Origin of the sequence: Photorhabdus sp. RM96S (assembly GCF_042879335.1) — a bacterium.
GTDB classification, from domain to species: Bacteria; Pseudomonadota; Gammaproteobacteria; order Enterobacterales; family Enterobacteriaceae; genus Photorhabdus; species Photorhabdus kayaii.
On the sequence record NZ_JBHFKT010000271.1, the window covers coordinates 1 to 244 of the forward strand.

Sequence of the window (244 nt, forward strand, 5' to 3'; positions counted from 1 at the left end):
AGATTTTAAATATGATGATTAGAACCCGCCCCGGCTCTGTGCCGGGGCCGTTATTTTACCCTACACCGCCAGCCTCAGTCCGCCAGGATAATACTTAATCCAGTCAACCGCGGCACTGGGGTTAAACGGCTCTATGCTCAGTCCTTCCAGACATTGCCACAACTCCAGCGTGTTCTGCGCCGTAATCACAATACAGTCCGGCATCACCCGTATCTTTAACGGCATCCCAGGAGTGAACCCTGCC

The 244-nt window shown here is 53.3% G+C and carries 1 protein-coding gene; it reads right to left on the reverse strand.

Going from position 1 to position 244, the window contains the following annotated elements; genetic code table 11:
* Nucleotides 1-60 precede the first annotated feature (60 nt).
* Nucleotides 61-244: SymE family type I addiction module toxin (locus ACGF49_RS25310; protein WP_387493571.1), on the reverse strand; the 184-nt coding region annotated here is incomplete at its 5' end.